This window comes from Xanthobacter sp. ZOL 2024 (assembly GCF_052932325.1).
Window position 1 is genome coordinate 4,711,598 of the sequence record NZ_CM128808.1, and the last position, 14,320, is coordinate 4,725,917.

A 14,320-nucleotide genomic window follows, 5' to 3' on the forward strand; every position below is an offset into this window, starting at 1 on the left:
AAGCCGCCCGCACAGTTTCCAAGGAGAAAATCGATGAAGATCACAGCCGGCGTCGCCCAGGTGGGTGCGGTGCCCTATGACGTGGAAGCGAGCCTTGCCAAGGCCGAAGCCTGGATCGCCAAGGCGGGTGCTGCGGGCTGCCAGATCGTGGTGTTTCCGGAGGCGTTCCTCTCCGGCTATCCCAAGGGCTCGGATTTCGACATCTCCATCGGCGTGCGCACTGCCCGCGGGCGCGACGAGTTCCGCCGCTATCTCGACGCCGCCATCTCCGTGCCCGGCCCGGAAACCGAGCGCCTGGGCGCCGCGGCGGCGGCGGCCGGCACCTATGTGGTGATCGGGGTGATGGAGCGCGAGCTCGGCACCCAATATTGCACCGCGCTCTATTTCGGCCCGGACGGCGCCCTGCTGGGCAAGCACAGAAAGCTGATGCCCACCGCCGGCGAGCGGCTCGCCTGGGGCTTCGGCGACGGCTCCACTTTGCCGGTCATCGACACGCCCATCGGCAAGATCGGCGCGGTGATCTGCTGGGAGAACTACATGCCCATGCTGCGCATGACCATGTATGCCAAGGGCGTCTCCCTCTATTGCGCCCCCACCGCCGATGATCGCGAGACCTGGCTGCCCACCATGCGCCATATCGCCATGGAAGGCCGCTGCTTCGTGCTCACCTCCTGCCAGGTGGTGCGCCGGGCCGACTTCCCGGAGGATTATCGCTGCACGGTGTCGGATGATCCGGACACCCTGCTGATGCACGGCGGCTCGGCCATCATCGATCCGCTGGGCCAGGTGCTGGCCGGGCCCCTGTTCGATGAGGAAGGGCTCATCACCGCCACCCTCGACCTCGACGACCTCGCCCGCGGCAAGTTCGATTTCGACGTGGCCGGCCATTATGCCCGCCCCGACGTGTTCACCCTGACGGTGAACGAAGCGCCGCAGGACGCCGTCCGCCTCAAGCCCTGACCGGGGCGGACCGGCTGCTGCCCCGCGCGGACCTCCTTTGCGCGGGGCAGCGGTACTTGTGTCGCCGGTACTTGTGTCGCCGGTACTTGCGTCGCCGGTACTTGCGTCAGCGCACCTCGCGGCCGATACATCGGCCAGTTCCTTCCCTTCAACCGGCACATCATGAGCATGGAAGAAAAGCTCGCGAAGATCGGCATCACCGGCAAGCTCCTGAAGCTCTACCTCGCAGCGGTGGAGCTGGGCGAAGCGCCGGTGCAGGAGGTGGCGGCCCGCGCCGGCCTGGCCCGCACCACCGCCTATGACGTGCTGGAGCGCCTGGAGCAGGAAGAACTGATCCGCGTCGAGGAACGCCAGGGCCGGCGCTATGTGATCGCCGAGGACCCTGTGGGCATGCTGCAACGGCTCGACCATCGCCGCCAGGTGATCGGCGATCTGATGCCGCAGCTGCGCTCCCTCTACAATCGCGCCAAGGGTAAGCCGCAGATCCGCTTCTATGAGGGCGAGGAGGGCGTCCACACGGTGCTGTGGGACACCCTGACCTGCCAGAGCAAGGTGCTGCGCGGCATCCTCTCCATGGGCGAACTGATCGAGACCCCCGGCCTCGCGGAGATGGACACCTACATCGCCGAGCGTGTGAAGCGGGGCATCACGCTGCGGGTGGTGCGCTCGCGCAGCAAGGACACCGAGCGCATCTGGCCCTGCACCCCGCAGGACCTGCGCGACCTGCGCTACGCCCCCGACACCATGGTGCTGGGCGTGACCCAATATGTGTATGACGACAAGGTCGCCATCATCTCCTCCAAGCGGGAGAACTACGGCCTCGTCATCGAGAGCGAGGATTTCGCCCGGCTGCAGACCGTGCTGTTCGAAACGCTCTGGTCCATGAGCGCCTCCACCCAGGCCCCGGCCGGCCCCGCAATGGCCGCCACCACGGAACAGCCCGCGCCGGCCGCAGCGGCGAAGGCCGGGCGGCGCGGCACCAAGACCGGGCGGGCAAAGACCGGGCGCGCAAAGGCCGCGCGAACCGCGCCGTGAACGGCGGGCACCCGACAAAACACCATTGCGCGCATTTTACGACACCACCTCCATTGCGGGTGCTTATTTTCGTTTTCGCGGAAGCTGTGGTTAGGTGCGCGCCACCGTGCCAGCCGACAAACCCGACCCGATCCCAATGCCCGCAGTCCCCCCCGCCGGCGGTGCCCGCCGCCTGAGCGCCCGGCTGCGCGGCCGCAGCTTCGGCCTCACCAGCGTGGTCGGGCGCTCTGTGGTGGTCACCGTTTCCATTCTCGCCATCGCCCTGGTCAGCGTCGGCGCGCTCTATGATCGTTTCACCAAGGAGCTGGAAACCACCCTGGTGGGCGAGCGCCAGTCGGCCCAGGAAGCGGCCACCGCCAACCGCATGGTGGCCTTTCTGGAGACCATGCAATACCAGCTCGCCAAGATCTCCAATTATCCCGGCCTCAGCGCCTTCCTGGCCGATCCGGAAGCGCCCGGCACCGCCGACATCGCCGCCCTGCTGCGGCTCGAGGCCGATGTTCCCGACCTGTATGGCCTGCTGTTCTTCGATGCGGCCGGACATCTCAAATATGCCATCGCCGGCCAGGCGGCATCGGGCCCGCCCTATTGGACCACGGCCGGATGGAGCACCGAAGGGCTGCCGGTGGTGCAGAAGGACGGGGTGGACATCATCGGCCCCGCCTTGCCCCAGCCGGGGCGCGCCGGCTGGATGCTGCTGCGCCGCCCCATGCGCGACAGCGGCCCCGGCCCGGCCGGCAGCGTCGCCCTGCACGTGCGCCTTGCCTCCATGACCGAGCAGCTGGAGAAATCCAATGCCGGCGGCATTCCCCGCATGCTGCTCGCCACCCCCGCCGGGGTCATCCTCGACCCCACCGGCCGGCCCATCGCCGATGCCACCGCGCTGGCGCCGGGGCCGGACGTGCTGCCGGGATGGCGCCTGATGCGCGACACCCGCTCACCGGAGGTGGTGTCCTCGCTGCGCTCGGCGCGCGGCTGGCTCTATGCCGGCGGCGCGCTGATCATGATGGTGGTGGTCGCGCTGTTCGTGCACCTGGGCCTGCGCATGCGCCGGCGGGTGGACATGCTGGTGGAAGGCGCTCACGCGGTGGCCAGCGGCAACCTCACTTACCGCCTGCCGCTGACCCGCCAGGCCGATGAGATCAACGCCCTGTCCTCCGCCTTCAACACCATGGCGGAGCGCCTCAAAGACATTATCGACCGCACCGTGCGCACTGAGAAAATGGCGGTTCTGGGCGAGTTCGCCACCGGCGTCGCCCATGAGGTCCGCAATCCGCTCGCCACCATGAAGACCACGGTGCAGACCCTCAGCCGCGACGAGCCCGATGATGACCGGCGCGAGCTGCTGCTGGATCTTGAAACCGAGGTGGACCGGCTGAACCGGGTGGTGAACGACCTGCTCACCTACGGCCGGCCGCACCCCGCGGCGCGGCGGAACCTGGCGGTGCGCGAGCTGCTGCGCCGCACCGCCGCGCTGCTGAAGCCGGTGGCCTCGGAACGCAACGTGCACCTCGCCTCCACCGGGGATTCCAGCGCCAGCCTGCTGGCCGACGAGGACCATATGCAGCAGATCCTGGTCAATCTGGGCCTCAATGCCCTGCAGGCGTGCGGCCCGGGCGGCACCGTCACCTTCCGCTCGCGGCGCGAGGGGGCCCGCACGGTGATCGAGATCAGCGACGATGGACACGGCATCGCGCCCGAGGACCTCGCCCATGTGCGCGATCCCTTCTTCACCACCAAGGCCACCGGCTCGGGCCTCGGCCTCACCATCAGCCAGCAGATGGTGGAAGCCAACGACGGCAGCATGCACATCGACAGCACCCGCGGGGTGGGGACTCTGATCAGCCTGAGCTTTCCGGCCTCGGACCCCAGCCACGACGGACCCTCGGCAGGAGCGCCACACCCATGACCCCGGCATCGATCCTGGTGGTGGACGACGAAGCGCCGTTCGTGCGCTCGCTCGTCTATGCACTGAAGAAGGAGGGCTTCAAGCCCACCGGCGTCAATGGCTGCGCCGCCGCCCTTGAGGCCCTGAAGGCCCAGGACATCGACCTTGCCCTGGTGGATCTGCGCATGCCCGAGGTGGATGGCATGGAAACCCTGGCGCGGCTGCAGGCGATGATGCCCGAGCTGCCCATCATCATGATCTCGGCCCATGGCGACACCCGCGCCGCGGTGCAGGCGGTGAAGGCCGGGGCGGTGGACTATCTGACCAAGCCGTTCGAGCTCGATGAGCTGCTGCACTGCATCCGCCAGGCCCTCGACCGGCAGCGCATGCATGACGAGATCGAGTATCACCGCAGCCGGGAGCTCTCCACCTCCAGCCTCATCGGCGCCAGCCGCGCCATGGCGGCGCTGCGCGAGGCGGTGGAGCGGGTCGCCGGCAGCGGCACCTCCCGCATTCTGGTGCATGGCGAATCCGGAACCGGCAAGGCGCTGGTGGCGCGCGCCATCCATGCCGGCTCCCGCCGGGCCGAGCAGCCGTTCGTGGAAGTGAATTGCGCGGCGCTGCCCGAGCAGTTGATCGAGGCGGAGCTGTTCGGCGCCGAGAAGGGAGCCTACACCGGCGCCCATCAGAAGCGGGTGGGCCTCGTCGCCCTGGCCGAAGGCGGCACCCTGTTCCTCGACGAGATCGGCGAGGTGCCGCTGCAATTGCAAGCCAAGCTGCTGCATTTCCTGGAAGACGGCACCTATCGCCCGGTCGGCGCCGCCGGCATCCACGTGGGTGATGTGCGGGTGGTGGCGGCCACCAACCGCGACCTGGCCGCGCTGGTGGCCGAAGGCCGCTTCCGCGAGGATCTCTATTACCGCCTCAACGTCATCAATGTGGCCGTGCCGGCGCTGCGCGAGCGCGCCGGCGACGTGCTGATCCTCGCCGATCATTTCGCCGGCCACTATGCCAAGCAGGAGGGGTGCGCCCGCATCCGTCTCACCCCTGATGCGGCGGCCCTGCTGGAAGCCCACCCCTGGCCCGGCAACGTGCGGGAACTGAAAAACCTCATCGAACGCCTCACCATCCTCTATCCCGGCGAGGCGGTGGCCCCCGACCGGCTGCCCCAGGAACTGCGGGGCGGCACCCCGGCCCCGGCCACCAGCGCGGCGGCGGTGAAGGCCAGCATTGGCGACCATCTCGACGAGACCGAACGCACCCTGCTGCTGGAGGCCCTGAGCCGGGCCAGCGGCCACAAGGGGCGCGCGGCGGAAACCCTCGGCATCTCCCGCCACGCCCTCAAGCGCCGGCTGCAGCGCCTCGGCCTGTGAGCGGCCAGGTTGAGCGCCTTGCGCTCACCCGGACCGCTCATCTGAGCGGATACCGCTCACCCGGTATACATCGCCATTCACCGAAACGCTTGATTCATCAATGACCTGCTAGATCGGTTCCTGCTGGCACGGCTCTTGCGGTTTCCCTCCCAAAATAAAATGCGAGCGAGCGCTCGTCTGGGAGGATTGGCCGTGAACACCTGCAAAGGGCTTGGCATATGGAAGCGTGCGGCCGTCGCCGCCGCGCTCCTGCTCGCCACCACGTTCGCGGCGAAGGCTGAACGCATCGTGCTCGGCGCCACCGCCGACGAAGCGGATGCCGTGGTCGGCTGCCTCTATCCCATGGCCGGGCGCGCCGCCATCTATGGCGCCGACAGCGTCCAGGGCATCCGCCTCGCGCTGCAGGACATCGCCGAAGGGCGCATCACCGGCCATCCCGGGCCGCGGCTGCGGGTGGTGCTCGACGACGATCTCTCCAAGGCGTCCTACGGGCTGCGGCTGGCCGAGGACTTCATCGACAAGGACCACGCCAACTTCCTGTGCGGCATGGTCTCCTCGGGCGTCGCCCATGTGGTGAGCGACCTCGCCAAGCGCCGCTCGGTGATCCTGGTGGGCACGGATCACGCCTCCTCGCGCCTGAGCATCGAGGCCGGCCATCCCCATTATTTCCGGGTCAGCAACGACAGCTGGACCTCCAACGCCGCCGGCGCACGCTACCTGCGCGACATCCGCGCCAAGCAGCCCTGGCGGCGTATCGCCATCCTCAATCCCGACTACGATTACGGCCACGTCTCCCGCGACGACCTGCTGGCCGCCATGGATGGCCTCGGGCTCGATTATGAGGTGGTGGCCGAGCTGTGGCCCAAGCTCTATGAGCCGGACTATTCCGCTTATATCCAGGCCCTGAAGGACGCCAAGCCCGACATCGTGGTGACCGCGCTGTGGGGCGGTGATTTCCTGGCCTTCCTCAAGCAGGCCCAGGCGGTGGATCTGTTCTCGCAGATGCGGATCGCCAATTTCGACACCGGGGCCAATTACGACGTTCTGGTGCAATTGGGCGCCAACCCGCCGCCCGGCCTCATCCTTTCCGCCCGCCACCACAACAATTGGCCTGAGACCCCGGCCAACCGGCGCTTCGTGGAGGCCTTCCACGCCATGACCGGCCGCTACCCCACCTATGCGGCGGAAGGCGCCTATAGCGGCATCGTCGCCATCGCCAAGGCGGTCGACAAGGTGGGCAACGCCACCGACGACAAAGCCCTCATCACGGCGCTGGAGAACATGTCCCTCGCCCTGCCGGAGGACCCGGAGGGCTTCGCCTCCACCATCGATCCGGTCACCCACCAGATCCTGCAGGCCCAGGCGGTGGGCACCCCCGTGCCCAACGACCAGTTCCCACCCGCCAAGGTGATGCTCGGCAACATCCACGCCTACAGCGCCGAGGACCTGCGCCCGCCGCCCGAGCTGGTGCGCAAGCGCCGCGCCACCGCCCGCCATCCGGCCGATGCCGTGCCGGTTCAGTGACAACCAAGTTGACAAGGGAGAACCTCAAGTGAAAACCAACACCATCAAGCGCCAACTCGCCGCTGGCGTCGCCGCTCTCGCATTGGGCGCCATGGCGACCGCCGCGAACGCCGCCGACAACGGCAAGTATCGCGTCGGCATCGTCACCTTCCTGTCGGGCCCGGCCGCCGGTCCGTTCGGTATTCCCTCCGCCAACGCCGCCAAGGTGATCGTGGACGGCCTCAACAAGGGCGCCCTGCCCGCCCCCTACAACACCAAGGGCATCAACGGCGCCGAGATCGAGGCGGTGGTGATCGACGAGGCCGGCGGCGCCACCAAGCAGGTGGAAGAGTTCCGCAACCTGGTGCAGCGCCAGAAGGTGGATGCCGTGGTCGGCTACATCTCCTCCGGCGACTGCCTCGCCATCGCCCCGGTGGCGGAGGAGCTGAAGGCGCTCACCGTGTTCTATGATTGCGGCACCTCGCGCCTGTTCACCGACAACACCAAGCCCACCTACACCTTCCGCACCGGCCTCGACGCCGCTGTCGACAACATCGGCGCGGTCCGCTACCTCGCCGCCACCAAGCCCGACGTCACCAAGATCGCCGGCATCCAGCAGAATTATGCCTGGGGCCAGGATTCCTGGACCGACTTCACCGAAAGCCTCGCCAAGCTGATGCCCAAGGCGAAGGTGGTGGAAAGCCAGATGCCGAAGGTGTTCCAGGGCCAGTATGGCGCCGAGATCTCGGCCCTTTCCGTGAAGCGCCCGCAGGTGGTGCACTCGTCCTTCTGGGGCGGCGACATGGAAGCTTTCGTGCTGCAGGCCAACGCCCGCGGCCTCCTGGATGACGCGGTGGCCCTGCTCACCTGCGGTGAATCCGCCCTCGACCGCTTCAAGGACCAGGCCCCCAACGGCACCATCATCGGCGCCCGCGGCCCGTTCGGCGCCTTCGCGCCCCAGAACGACCTGAACACGTGGTTCGTGAAGGCCTATACCGACGCCTACGGCATGGCTCCCACCTATCCAGCCACCAAGATGGCCCACGCCATCCTCGGCCTGAAGGCCGCGGCGGAGAAGGCCGGCGGCAACAACGGCTCCGTGCCCACCGCCGAGGCCACCGCCGCCGCCTTCAAGGGCGCCACCTTCGAGTCCGTCTCCGGCACCGCCAAGATGGCGCGCGCCGATGGCCACCAGGCGGTGCAGCCCATCTCCTACGGCACCTACAAGTATGATCCGAAGACCGGCAAGGCCTCCATCGAGAACATCATCACCTTCTCGGGCGAGTGCGTGACCCCGCCGGACGGCACCACCTCCGACGCCTGGATCAAGGCCGGCTTCCCCGGCGCCGTCTGCAACTGATCCTCAACCGACCGGCCTTCCGGAGGGACCTGCATCAAGCTGCCGGCCCCTCCGGCCCCCCGTTCGCCCCAATGACGGAACCGCTCCCATGCTGAGCTTCATCGCCGTGCTGATCGACGGCACCATCTATGCCTCCTGGCTGTTCCTGGTCGCCGCGGGCCTGACCGTGATCTACGGCGTCATGCGGATCCTCAACATGGCGCATGGCAGCTTCTACGCCATCGGCGCCTATGCGGCCGCTTCCGCCATCGGCTGGTATTTCTCGGACGGCACCGGCTCAGCCGGCATGAGCTTCCTGCTGCTCATCGGCTGCGCCATCGCCGCCGGCCTGGTGGTGGGCACGCTGGTGGAGCGCGGCCTGCTCCGCTTCATGTACGGGCGCGACGAAATCCTGATGGTGATCATCACCTACGCGCTGCTGCTCATCCTCGAAGACGCCATGAAGCTGATCTGGGGCGTCAATCCCTATTTCGCCTACCAGCCCTATACGGCGCTGGGCCGCTCCACCATCGCCGGGCTCAAGGTCTCCAATTACGACCTCGCCCTGATCGGCGTGGCGGTGGTGGTGGGCCTCGCCCTGTGGGGCTGGCTGGAGCGCACCAACCTCGGCAAGATCCTGCGCGCGGTGATCCATGACCGCGAGGTGGCGAGCGCCATGGGCGTGAACGTGCGCCGCATGTTCTTCCTCACCTTCATCATCGGCACCACCCTCGGCACCCTGGCCGGCGCGCTCACCGCGCCCTCCATCTCGGTGGTGCCGGGCATCGGCGTGGAAGTCATCGTGCTCGCCTTCGCCGTGGTGGTGGTGGGCGGCCTCGGCTCCATCGAGGGGGCCGCCGTCGGCGCCCTGCTCTTGGGCCTGTCGCGCGCCATGGCGGTGCATTTCGCGCCGCAGTTCGAGCTGTTCGTCATTTACGGCGTCATGTCCCTGGTGCTGGCCATCCGGCCCCAGGGCCTGTTCGGCCGCACTCTGGCACGGAAGATCTGAGATGCGCCTCGACAAGACTGAACTCGCGCTGGTCGGCCTCGCGGTCCTCCTGCTCCTGGGCGGCATGGTCGCCCCCGGCTGGCTCATCTTCCTGGTCACCATCGCCCTCGCCAAGGCGCTGGTGGTGCAGGGCGTGGTGATGCAGATGAAGGCCGGCCTCGTCTCCTTCGGGCAGGGCCTGTTCTATTGCGTCGGCGGCTATGCGGTCGGCATGGGCGGCCCGTTCCTCGGCATTTCCGCTGGGCTGGTGCTGCTGGCCATCGGCGTGGTGGCGGCGGTCGGGCTCGCCATGGTGCTGGGCCTGCTGCTGACGCGCTATCGCGAAATCTTCTTCGCCATGCTGTCCCTGGCCTTCTCCATGATCCTCTACGGGGTGCTGGTGAAGAGCCAGGAGCTGGGCTCCACCGACGGCTTCAACGTCAACAACTGGACCCTGCTGGGCCAGACCATCGCCGGCGGCGAGACCGCCACCCACGTGGTGTTCCTGCTCACCGTCGTGGCGGCGGCGGTGGTGGCCTTCCTGCTCCACCGCTACTACCGCTCCTCGGTGGGCATGACCTGCGAGGCCATCCGCGAGAACGAGGTCCGGGTGGAATATCTCGGCCTGTCGCCGCGCTGGATCCAGTATGCGAACTACGTGGCCGCAGCGGGCGTCTCCGCCCTCGGCGGCGGCCTCACGGCGCTTGCCGCCGGCCATGTGGACCCCGACATGGCCTATTGGACCACCTCGGGCGAGTTCATCTTCATCGCCCTGCTGGGCGGCACCGGCAGCGTGCTGGCGCCGTTCCTCGCCGCCATCGTGTTCTCGCTGGTGCGCACCTACGCCATCGAGTTTGTGCCCCACGCCTGGCAGATGATCCTGGGCTTCACCCTGCTCGGCATCGTGGTGTTCCTGCCCAAGGGCCTGTGGAGCCTGTTCACCCGCCATCGGCCGGAGGCGCCCGTCGTCCCCGCCGCCCCCCAGAAGACCAGCACCGGAGGCGCCGGCGCATGACACCGATCCTCGAAACCCGCGGGCTGAACAAGACGTTCGGCGCCGTCACCGCCGCCAAGGACCTCAACGTCAGGATCAACAAAGGCGAGATCGTCGGCGTCATCGGCGCCAACGGGGCCGGCAAGACCACCTTCATCAACATGGTGACGGGCTATCTGCCGCCCACCTCGGGCGAGATCCTGATGGATGGCAAGGCCATCCTGGGCCTCGCGCCGCGCGCCATCACCCGCGCCGGCCTCGCCCGCTCGTTCCAGGTGGCGCAGCTGTTCCCGGAACTCACCGTTCTGGACAATCTCGTCATTGCCCTGGCGGCGGCGGAAAGCCCCCATCCCTCGTTCCTGAAGCCGCTGCGCACCAAGGCGCGGGTGGCCAAGGCCGAGGAGATCCTCAGCGAGTTCAAGGTGGCCGCCTATCGCGACGCCCGGGTCACCGCCGTGCCCCAGGGCTCGCGCAAGCTGATCGACATCGCCATGGCGATGATCGGCAACCCGAAGATGCTGCTGCTCGACGAGCCCACCTCCGGCGTCAGCGTCGACGAGAAGGGCGACCTCATGGACACGGTGATGGCAGCGGTGCGCCACCACGGCCTCACCGTGCTGTTCGTGGAACACGACATGGATGTGGTGCGCCGCTACGTGTCGCGTATTCTGGCGTTCTACAGCGGCGAGATCATCGCCGACGGCCCGCCGGATGCGGTGCTCGCCGATGAGCGGGTGCGTGAGCTGGTCACGGGCCATTCAGATCACAAGCCCGCGGCCAACGCGGGCGCGCGGGAGGGGAGTTCGGTCGCATGACCTTGTCCATCGCCAATCTCGACGTCTCCATCGCCGGCATTCCCATCCTGCGCGGGGTTTCCATGGAGGTGCCCTCCGGCAGCATGGTGGGCCTGATCGGCCGCAATGGCGCCGGCAAGACCACCCTCATCCGCTCCATCATGGGGCTCACCTCCATCTCCGGCTCCATCGCCTTCGACGGCACCTCCATCGGCGACAAGGAGGCCCATTGCCGGGCCGCCCTCGGCATCAGCTATCTGCCCGAGGATCGCCGGCTCATCCCGACCCTGACGGTGGAGGAGAACATCCTCATGCCGGCCTGGGCCAACAAATTGAAGGATGCGCCCGAACGGCTGGAGTGGATCTATTCCCTGATGCCGGAGATTGCCCAGTATCGCGATCGCAAGGCCCTGCAGCTCTCCGGCGGCCAGCAGAAGCTGGTGGCGCTCGGCCGCGCCCTCATGCCCGGCCGACGGCTGCTCCTGCTCGATGAGCCGTTCGAGGGCGTCGCCCCGGTGTTGTCGCGCCGCCTCACCGAGGTGATCGCCCAGCTGCGCAGCCAGGGCCTGTGCGTGCTGCTGTCGGAATCCGACGCCACCCATTCCTCCGACCTGGTGGACCAGGTGTTCCATATCGAGCGCGGCGTGGTCACGGCCCACTGAGGGCCGTCCCCCACCGCCCCTTCACGCGCTTGCCTACGGTGCTTGCCCACGGTGCTGACCATGACCCAGAACTTCACGTTTGAAACCACGCCCTATGTCATCCAGCAGATCGGCGGCGCCACCCGCCTGCCGGCGCTGTGTGCCGAGCTGGGCGCCGCCCGGCCCATGATCGTCACCGACGCGGGCCTGATGACATTCGGCGTCCTCACCCCGGTGCTGGAGGCCTTCGCCGCCGCCGGCCAGAAGGTGGAGGTGTTCACCGACGTCCAGGCCGACCCGCCGGAAACCGTGGTGCTCGCCACCGTGGAAGCCGCCCGCGCGGCCGGCGCCGATGCCATCATCGGCATCGGCGGCGGCAGCTCCATGGATACGGCCAAGCTGGTGGCCCTGCTGCTCGGCGCGCCGCAGAACCTGCCGGAGATCTACGGCATCGGCCTCGCCCATGGGCCGCGCCTGCCGCTGATCCAGGTGCCCACCACCGCCGGCACCGGATCGGAAGTGACGCCCATTTCCATCGTCACCACGCCGACCCATGAGAAGAAGGGGGTGGTGAGCCCCCTGCTCTATCCCGACATCGCGGTGCTGGATGCGAGCCTCACGATGGGCCTGCCGCCGGCGGTGACCGCCGCCACCGGCATCGACGCCGTGGTGCACGCCATCGAGGCTTACACCAGCAAGCACAAGAAGAACGCCGTTTCCGACGCCCTCGCCCTCAAGGCCCTGCGGCTGCTCACCGCCAACATGGATCGGGTGATCGCCGACGGGAAGGATGTGGAGGCCCGCGCGGCCATGCTGCAGGGCTCCATGATGGCCGGCATGGCCTTCGCCAATGCCCCCGTCGCCGCCGTGCACGCCCTCGCCTATCCGCTCGGCGGCCATTTCCATGTGCCGCACGGCCTCAGCAACGCCTTGGTGCTGACCCCGGTGCTGCACTTCAACAAGCCCGAAGCGGCCGCGCTTTATGCGGAGCTGGCCGAGGTGGTGCTGCCGGGCCGTCGCTTCGCCAGCGTGGAGGCCGGGGCCGATGCCTTCATCGGCTTCATGCAGGAGATGGTGGCCCGCATGCCGTTCGCCCAGCGCCTCACGCAGGTGGGGGTGACGGAAGCCGACCTTCAGCGCCTCGCCGTGGACGCCATGAAGGTGGAGCGGCTGCTCATGAACAACCCGCGGGTCGTCACCCTCGACGACGCCTTCGCCATCTATCAGTCGGTGCTGTGAGCGGCGCCGCTCAGCTCCGTTTCGAGGCTTGACCCAAAAGGTTTGACCCAAAAGGCTTGACCCCATGTCGCTTCCCACTTTGACCGATGCCGCTTTGCTGCGGGACAAGGCCTATATCAACGGCGCCTGGACCGCCGCCGACAGCGGCGCCAGCTTCACCGTGACCGATCCGGCCGATGGCACGGCGCTGGCCAGCGTGCCCGACATGGGCGCGGAAGAGACCCGTCGCGCCATTGCCGCCGCCGACCGGGCCCTGCCCGCCTGGCGCGCCAAGACCGCCAAGGAGCGCGCCAACATCCTGCGCAAGTGGTACGAGCTGATCATGGCCGCCCAGGAGGACCTGGCGCGCATCATGACGGCCGAGCAGGGCAAGCCGCTGGCGGAAGCTCGCGGCGAGGTGGCCTATGGGGCCTCCTTCATCGAGTGGTTTGCCGAAGAGGGCAAGCGCATCTATGGCGATGTGATCCCGAGCCACGGCGCCGACAAGCGCATCGTCGTCATCAAGCAGCCCATCGGCGTGGTGGCGGCCATCACCCCCTGGAACTTCCCCAATGCCATGATCACCCGCAAGGTGGCCCCGGCGCTGGCCGCCGGCTGCACCGCCGTGGTGAAGCCGGGCGAGGACACCCCCCTGTCGGCGCTGGCGCTGGCGGAGCTGGCGGAGCGGGCCGGCATTCCCGCCGGCGTGTTCAATGTGGTCACCACCCTGCAGGCGGCGGCGGTGGGCGGCGAGATGACCGCCAACCCCACCGTGCGCAAGCTCTCCTTCACCGGCTCCACCCCCATCGGCAAGCTGCTGATGGCCCAGTGCGCCGGCACCGTGAAGAAAGTGAGCCTGGAGCTGGGCGGCAACGCCCCCTTCATCGTGTTCGACGATGCCGACCTCGACGCGGCGGTGGCCGGCGCCATGATGTCCAAGTATCGCAACGCCGGGCAGACCTGCGTGTGCGCCAACCGGCTGATGGTGCAGGCCGGCGTCTATGACGCCTTCGCCGCGAAGCTGGCGGAGGCGGTGCGGGCCATGACGGTGGGGTCCGGCTTCGAGGCCGGCGTCACCACCGGCCCGCTCATCAACACCAAGGGCTTCTCCAAGGTGGACCGGCTGGTGAAGGACGCGGTGGCCAAGGGCGCCAAGGTGCTGGTGGGCGGCGGGCCCCACGCGCTGGGCGGCAATTTCTACGAGCCCACCGTGCTCACCGACGTGGGCGAGGAGATGGAGCTGTTCTCCGAGGAGATCTTCGGCCCGGTGGCGCCCCTGTTCAAGTTCGAGACCGAGGACGAGGCCATCCGCATGGCCAACGCCACCCAATACGGCCTCGCCGGCTATTTCTACGCGCGCGACATCGGCCGCATCTGGCGGGTGGCGGAGGCGCTGGAATACGGCATCCTCGGCATCAACGAGGGCATCATCTCCACTGAGGTGGCCCCGTTCGGCGGCATCAAGGAATCCGGCGTCGGCCGCGAAGGCTCGAAGTACGGCATCGATGACTTCATCGAGATCAAATACATGTGCATGGGCGGCATTCGCTGATTTTGCGCCCCGCACACGCACGACATAACGACAAA

General features: G+C 68.0%; 12 protein-coding genes. All 12 read left to right on the forward strand.

Annotated elements, in window-relative coordinates:
- Positions 1–33: 33 nt before the first annotated feature.
- The 12 genes from ACU4E7_RS21575 to ACU4E7_RS21630 all read left to right on the forward strand — a co-directional run bounded on the left by ACU4E7_RS21575 (position 34) and on the right by ACU4E7_RS21630 (position 14,285).
- Positions 34–960, forward strand: coding sequence for a carbon-nitrogen hydrolase family protein (locus tag ACU4E7_RS21575; protein ID WP_238121040.1), 927 nt, complete (start codon positions 34–36; stop codon positions 958–960).
- A 162-nt stretch (positions 961–1,122) separates the two neighbouring features.
- Positions 1,123–1,995, forward strand: a complete 873-nt coding sequence (locus ACU4E7_RS21580) for a TrmB family transcriptional regulator (RefSeq protein WP_447020090.1) — start codon at positions 1,123–1,125, stop codon at positions 1,993–1,995.
- 136 nt (positions 1,996–2,131) lie between these two features.
- Complete coding sequence (locus tag ACU4E7_RS21585; protein ID WP_447020091.1) at positions 2,132–3,904, forward strand: sensor histidine kinase; 1,773 nt, start codon at positions 2,132–2,134, stop codon at positions 3,902–3,904.
- Entirely contained in the window at positions 3,901–5,256 is a 1,356-nt protein-coding gene (locus tag ACU4E7_RS21590; RefSeq protein WP_238121037.1) for a sigma-54-dependent transcriptional regulator, read from the forward strand. The genes ACU4E7_RS21585 and ACU4E7_RS21590 overlap by 4 nt, the downstream gene beginning before the upstream one ends.
- Before the next feature lie 192 nt (positions 5,257–5,448).
- Entirely contained in the window at positions 5,449–6,780 is a 1,332-nt protein-coding gene (locus tag ACU4E7_RS21595; RefSeq protein ID WP_447020092.1) for an ABC transporter substrate-binding protein, read from the forward strand.
- 28 nt (positions 6,781–6,808) lie between these two features.
- Positions 6,809–8,119 carry an ABC transporter substrate-binding protein gene (locus tag ACU4E7_RS21600; RefSeq protein WP_447020093.1) on the forward strand — a complete coding sequence of 437 codons (1,311 nt, stop codon included), beginning with the start codon at positions 6,809–6,811 and terminating at the stop codon, positions 8,117–8,119.
- 88 nt (positions 8,120–8,207) lie between these two features.
- Positions 8,208–9,107 (forward strand): branched-chain amino acid ABC transporter permease, encoded by a 900-nt coding sequence (locus ACU4E7_RS21605; protein ID WP_238121034.1) that lies wholly within the window; start codon positions 8,208–8,210, stop codon positions 9,105–9,107.
- A gap of 1 nt (position 9,108) precedes the next feature.
- Positions 9,109–10,101 (forward strand): branched-chain amino acid ABC transporter permease, encoded by a 993-nt coding sequence (locus ACU4E7_RS21610; RefSeq protein ID WP_238121033.1) that lies wholly within the window; start codon positions 9,109–9,111, stop codon positions 10,099–10,101.
- Positions 10,098–10,895 (forward strand): ABC transporter ATP-binding protein, encoded by a 798-nt coding sequence (locus ACU4E7_RS21615; protein ID WP_447020094.1) that lies wholly within the window; start codon positions 10,098–10,100, stop codon positions 10,893–10,895. The genes ACU4E7_RS21610 and ACU4E7_RS21615 overlap by 4 nt, the downstream gene beginning before the upstream one ends.
- On the forward strand, positions 10,892–11,536 hold the full coding sequence (locus ACU4E7_RS21620) for an ABC transporter ATP-binding protein (protein ID WP_447020095.1): 645 nt from the start codon (positions 10,892–10,894) through the stop codon (positions 11,534–11,536). Before ACU4E7_RS21615 ends, ACU4E7_RS21620 begins: the two co-directional genes overlap by 4 nt.
- A gap of 60 nt (positions 11,537–11,596) precedes the next feature.
- Complete coding sequence (locus ACU4E7_RS21625; protein ID WP_447020096.1) at positions 11,597–12,754, forward strand: iron-containing alcohol dehydrogenase; 1,158 nt, start codon at positions 11,597–11,599, stop codon at positions 12,752–12,754.
- A 64-nt stretch (positions 12,755–12,818) separates the two neighbouring features.
- Positions 12,819–14,285 (forward strand): succinate-semialdehyde dehydrogenase, encoded by a 1,467-nt coding sequence (locus ACU4E7_RS21630; RefSeq protein WP_447020097.1) that lies wholly within the window; start codon positions 12,819–12,821, stop codon positions 14,283–14,285.
- Positions 14,286–14,320: the final 35 nt, after the last annotated feature.

Coding starts and splice junctions, on each gene's coding strand:
- ACU4E7_RS21630 (WP_447020097.1), top strand. CDS start 12,819: ATGTCGCTTCCCACTTTGACCGATGCCGCTTTGCTGCGGGACAAGGCC.
- ACU4E7_RS21620 (WP_447020095.1), top strand. CDS start 10,892: ATGACCTTGTCCATCGCCAATCTCGACGTCTCCATCGCCGGCATTCCC.
- ACU4E7_RS21625 (WP_447020096.1), top strand. CDS start 11,597: ATGACCCAGAACTTCACGTTTGAAACCACGCCCTATGTCATCCAGCAG.
- ACU4E7_RS21615 (WP_447020094.1), top strand. CDS start 10,098: ATGACACCGATCCTCGAAACCCGCGGGCTGAACAAGACGTTCGGCGCC.
- ACU4E7_RS21575 (WP_238121040.1), top strand. CDS start 34: ATGAAGATCACAGCCGGCGTCGCCCAGGTGGGTGCGGTGCCCTATGAC.
- ACU4E7_RS21610 (WP_238121033.1), top strand. CDS start 9,109: ATGCGCCTCGACAAGACTGAACTCGCGCTGGTCGGCCTCGCGGTCCTC.
- ACU4E7_RS21585 (WP_447020091.1), top strand. CDS start 2,132: ATGCCCGCAGTCCCCCCCGCCGGCGGTGCCCGCCGCCTGAGCGCCCGG.
- ACU4E7_RS21590 (WP_238121037.1), top strand. CDS start 3,901: ATGACCCCGGCATCGATCCTGGTGGTGGACGACGAAGCGCCGTTCGTG.
- ACU4E7_RS21580 (WP_447020090.1), top strand. CDS start 1,123: ATGAGCATGGAAGAAAAGCTCGCGAAGATCGGCATCACCGGCAAGCTC.
- ACU4E7_RS21605 (WP_238121034.1), top strand. CDS start 8,208: ATGCTGAGCTTCATCGCCGTGCTGATCGACGGCACCATCTATGCCTCC.